4 protein-coding genes are annotated in these 4,142 nt (G+C 36.2%); 3 read left to right on the top strand and 1 reads right to left on the bottom strand.

Features of this window, described 5'->3' with window-relative positions; all coding sequences use genetic code 11:
• The first annotated feature begins 44 nt into the window (after positions 1-44).
• Positions 45-974, top strand: a complete 930-nt coding sequence (locus HU235_RS21170; protein ID WP_174881495.1) for a manganese-dependent inorganic pyrophosphatase — start codon at positions 45-47, stop codon at positions 972-974.
• Positions 975-1,022: 48 nt separating this feature from the next.
• Here the strand turns inward: HU235_RS21170 and HU235_RS21165 are convergent, their stop codons facing one another.
• Entirely contained in the window at positions 1,023-2,204 is a 1,182-nt protein-coding gene (locus HU235_RS21165) for a YhgE/Pip domain-containing protein (protein WP_174881494.1), read from the bottom strand.
• 180 nt (positions 2,205-2,384) lie between these two features.
• On the opposite strand from HU235_RS21165, the gene HU235_RS21160 reads away from it, so the two are divergent.
• Both HU235_RS21160 and HU235_RS21155 read left to right on the top strand, forming a co-directional pair.
• On the top strand, positions 2,385-3,017 hold the full coding sequence (locus HU235_RS21160) for a TetR/AcrR family transcriptional regulator (protein WP_174881493.1): 633 nt from the start codon (positions 2,385-2,387) through the stop codon (positions 3,015-3,017).
• A gap of 249 nt (positions 3,018-3,266) precedes the next feature.
• The gene (locus tag HU235_RS21155; RefSeq protein ID WP_174881492.1) at positions 3,267-4,049 is read left to right on the top strand and encodes an alpha/beta hydrolase; all 783 of its coding nucleotides are present in this window, start codon (positions 3,267-3,269) and stop codon (positions 4,047-4,049) included.
• Positions 4,050-4,142 lie beyond the last annotated feature (93 nt).

The following is a 4,142-nucleotide window of genomic DNA, read 5'->3' as shown; positions in this document are numbered from 1 at the left end:
CTATGATAGAATAGAGTATATTTTACAGTGTAAAGGAGATTATTATGGAAAAAGTACTTGTTTTTGGTCATAAAAACCCAGATACAGATACAATCTGTTCTGCAATTGCGTATGCTGAATTAAAAAATAAGATTGGTCAAAATGCAGAGCCAGTTCGCTTAGGTGAAGTGAATGGGGAAACTCAATATGCGCTTGATTTCTTTAAAAAAGAAGCTCCTCGTTTAGTGGAAAAAGTAGCGGGTGAAGCGAAGGAAGTTATTTTAGTTGACCATAATGAGCGTCAACAAAGTGCCGACGACATTACAGAGGTACGTGTTCTTGAAGTTATTGACCATCACCGTATTGCTAATTTTGAAACAAGTGATCCTTTATATTATCGTGCAGAGCCAGTTGGCTGTACAGCAACAATTTTAAACAAATTGTACAAGGAAAAAGGTGTACAAATTGAGAAGGAAACAGCTGGTTTAATGCTATCAGCTATTATCTCTGACTCTCTACTATTCAAATCACCAACATGCACACAGGAAGATATCGATGCTGCAAAGGAATTAGCTGAGATTGCTGGTGTTGATGCAAATACATATGGCTTAGATATGTTAAAAGCTGGTGCTGATTTAAGTGACAAAACAGTGGAACAATTAATCTCACTTGATGCGAAGGAATTCCAAATGGGTTCAAGCAAAGTGGAAATTGCTCAAGTAAACGCTGTTGATACAAATGATGTACTTGTGAAAAAAGAAGAAATTGAAGCTGCTTTATCAAATGTCGTTGCTAGCAAAGGCTTAGATTTATTCTTATTCGTTGTAACAGATATTTTAACAAACGATTCAGTTGCGGTTGCAATCGGTAAAGAAACTGCAAAAGTTGAGAAAGCATTCAATGTAACGCTTGATAATAATCAAGCAACACTTAAAGGTGTAGTATCTCGTAAAAAACAAATCGTTCCTGTTTTAACAGAAGCTTTTACAAATTAATAGAGAAGAGAAGGCATCGAATAAGGGGTGCCTTCTCTTTTTTTATTCTCAATGAATTGTAGCTATCTGCTTCTCCTTTGCTGAATCCTTCCCTTTTGTCGGTTTAAAAATCGCAAGGCTCATAACGAGGAAGGATAAAATACCGATAACACCGAGCGTACCAATACCGTTCGCAAATAACGCTTTATCAAAAAATAAGAAATCCTTTAGCAGGTCAATACTAAATCGAAATGGAACCCATGAATAAAGATAGTCCTTTGTAATCTGTGGGAGCATTTCTGGTGCAATCGTTAAGATCGGCATCGAGAAAAATAATAATAAAATAAATAATGGTGCTGCTGGGTAACCAATCCAATTAAGCAATGCATTTTGCAAAAAGAAAAAGCATAGGCCGATAAACAATAATAGGATAAACAGTGTACCTGAATGTGGGACCGTTACATCTAAAACCTGTGTCGCAAAAAATAGAATAATGGCAGAGACCGCTGATACGTATACAAGTCCAGCTACGATTTGTCTAGCAATTGTTTTAGCTGTCCATTTTCCGTCAGAGCTTTTCTTAAGCAGCGTATAAAGCACCATAGAGCTGAAAAAGGTTGTTATCCACAGTAATTGAGTAAATAGTGCTGGTGTATTTCCGTTTGCATTGTTTTCGGCTACAGCATTGATTTTTTCGGTTTTAATTGTAATCGGACTTGCAAGTGTTTTTGCTAAATCAGCGGTTATTGGGATTTTCATTTCCTCAATTTGCGTATAGAGCTGTTCTTGAACCTGTGCGTTTAAATTTGCTACTACACCATTTGATAGTTGTGCTGCAACATTTGCCCCTGTTAAATTTAGCCCTTCATTAATGGTTATTGAAGCTGTTGGTGCTTTAGGAGTTTCCGTTAATAACGAAAAGATATTCTGAGATAAATCCTCAGGTAATATAATTGTCGCATAGATTTCTTTTTCATTCATTGCTTCTAGTGCAGCATCCTCTGAAAGGAAATGCCACTTTACCTCATTTAGATCTTTCTTTTTTAGATTTTCTACTAAGGTTTCACTAATGTTGAGCTTATGACCATTTGGCAGCGTGACTCCAGCATCCTCGGTGACAATCGCGATCGGCAAATTTTTTGGTGTCGGATTAACGGTTGAACCCATAAAAGCAAAGGTGAAAATCGTTGTGAGAAGAGCGATTCCTCCTAAGCCAATCCAGAGAAGTTTATTGCGAATAAATCGATTCATATCATCGTCCTCCTTTTTTAGACATAGTGTTGAATAAAAAACGATATGTCGTATATAATGCAATTATAAAAAATCTATTTCAGCAATCAATGAGCAATATATGTTGATTCGTATAATAAACAACAGTCAGAACGAAATTGTCGTCTAATTTACAAAAAAAGGGTAGGAGGAGGTTTTCTAATGGCAAAAAAGACAGACCTTCGGGTAATAAGAACACAAAAGCTAATCAAGGAAGCATTTTTAACGTTAATTGAAAAAAAGGGGTTTGAAGCAATAACAATTCAAGATATAGCGGATGAGGCTGTCATTAATCGGGCGACATTTTATTTGCACTATCAGGATAAATACGATTTGCTTGAACAAATCAGTGATTCCTATTTGAAGGAGCTAATGGATGTATTGAATATTTCCTTTCATCTAAAAAAAGGGGAGGTAAATGTAAAGAAATTTAAAATAACGTTAAAAAGAATTCTAAGGAATATTGAAGAAAATAGTCATTTTTATAAAGTGATGCTAGGGGAAAATGGGATTCCTAACTTTTCTAGCAAAATAGAAAAATGCTTATATGATAAATTTAAAGGAAGCTTTAAAGAGATATTAGGGGATTTGAACAATTTAAACATCCCATATGAGTTAATCCTTTGTTTTATTAGCTCAGCATATATCGGAGTTTTGAAGTGGTGGCTCAATAACGATACAAAATATAGCGTAGATTTTATGGCAGACAAGCTAGGAAACATCATAACAAAAGGCCCGATGAATGCAATCGGTCATAAATTGATATTCTTAGAAGAAAACGAAGACCTAGATTAATTGACAGCTAAATAAAATCAATTTTACAATAACGATATGCTTTGTTTAATGAAATGTTAGCGGTAACAATTGGGGACAGTCCCCAAAAACAACTGAAAAGTAGAAAATAGGACAGTCACTTTTAAAGTGGGGACTGTCCCCACTAAGGGTGGAAGCCTTATTTCACGCCAATTTCAATTGTTGAAAAACAGTTAATTGCGGCTTTCTTCCTCCTTTTGGGGATTGACCCCAAAAAGGAGGAGAAACAAAATGGCGCTTATTCAATGTCAGTTTTTTTCGGAGGTTTTATCGTTAAGTACATCGATGACGGTTATTTTGCCACAGCAAACGTCTTCGCAAATCGGTATGCAAAATCGGCAAGTGTCTGATAAGCATAAAACGCTGTATCTTCTTCATGGCTTTAGTGATGATGATACGATTTGGACGCGCCGTACTTCGATTGAACGCTATGTCGCACCATTAGGTTTAGCGGTTGTCATGCCACAAGTACATCAAAGCTTTTATACTGATATGAAATATGGTAACAAGTATTGGACATTTCTAACAGAGGAATTGCCTGAAATTGCACGATCCTTCTTCCCGTTATCTGAAAAGAGAGAGGATAATTTTGTTGCGGGGCTATCGATGGGAGGCTATGGTGCTTTTAAATGGGCACTTCGCCATCCAGATAAAATTGCCGCTGCTGCAAGTCTATCAGGTGCTGTTGATATGGCAAATTGGATAAAGCAAGATGGGCATTTAGATGATGTATTTAAGCTTATTTATGGCGATGAAGATATTAAAGATACGGATAATGACCTATTATGGTTACTAGAACAAGGAGAACGTAATCCTGAACAACCAAAGCCAGCCCTTTATCAATGCTGCGGTACTGAGGATTTTTTATATGAGAGCAATCTAACGTTCAAAAAGAAATGTGAGCAAACAAGCTATTCGTTAACAACTGATTTTGGCCCTGGTACACATGAATGGGGCTATTGGGAGGACAAAATCCAAGATGTTTTAAAATGGCTACCATTGGCGCAATACTAATGTCAAAAACAAAAGAGCGGTGATTTCAACTAGAGAAGTCACTGCTTTTCTATGTGGAAAATTGGTTAATAATAGAACGATAATATTCTTTTT

This window comes from Metabacillus niabensis, assembly GCF_902829255.1.
Taxonomy (GTDB): domain Bacteria; phylum Bacillota; class Bacilli; order Bacillales; family Bacillaceae; genus Metabacillus; species Metabacillus niabensis.
Note: the sequence above shows the minus strand (reverse complement) of the source record. Positions and strands in the feature narration are given on the sequence as shown.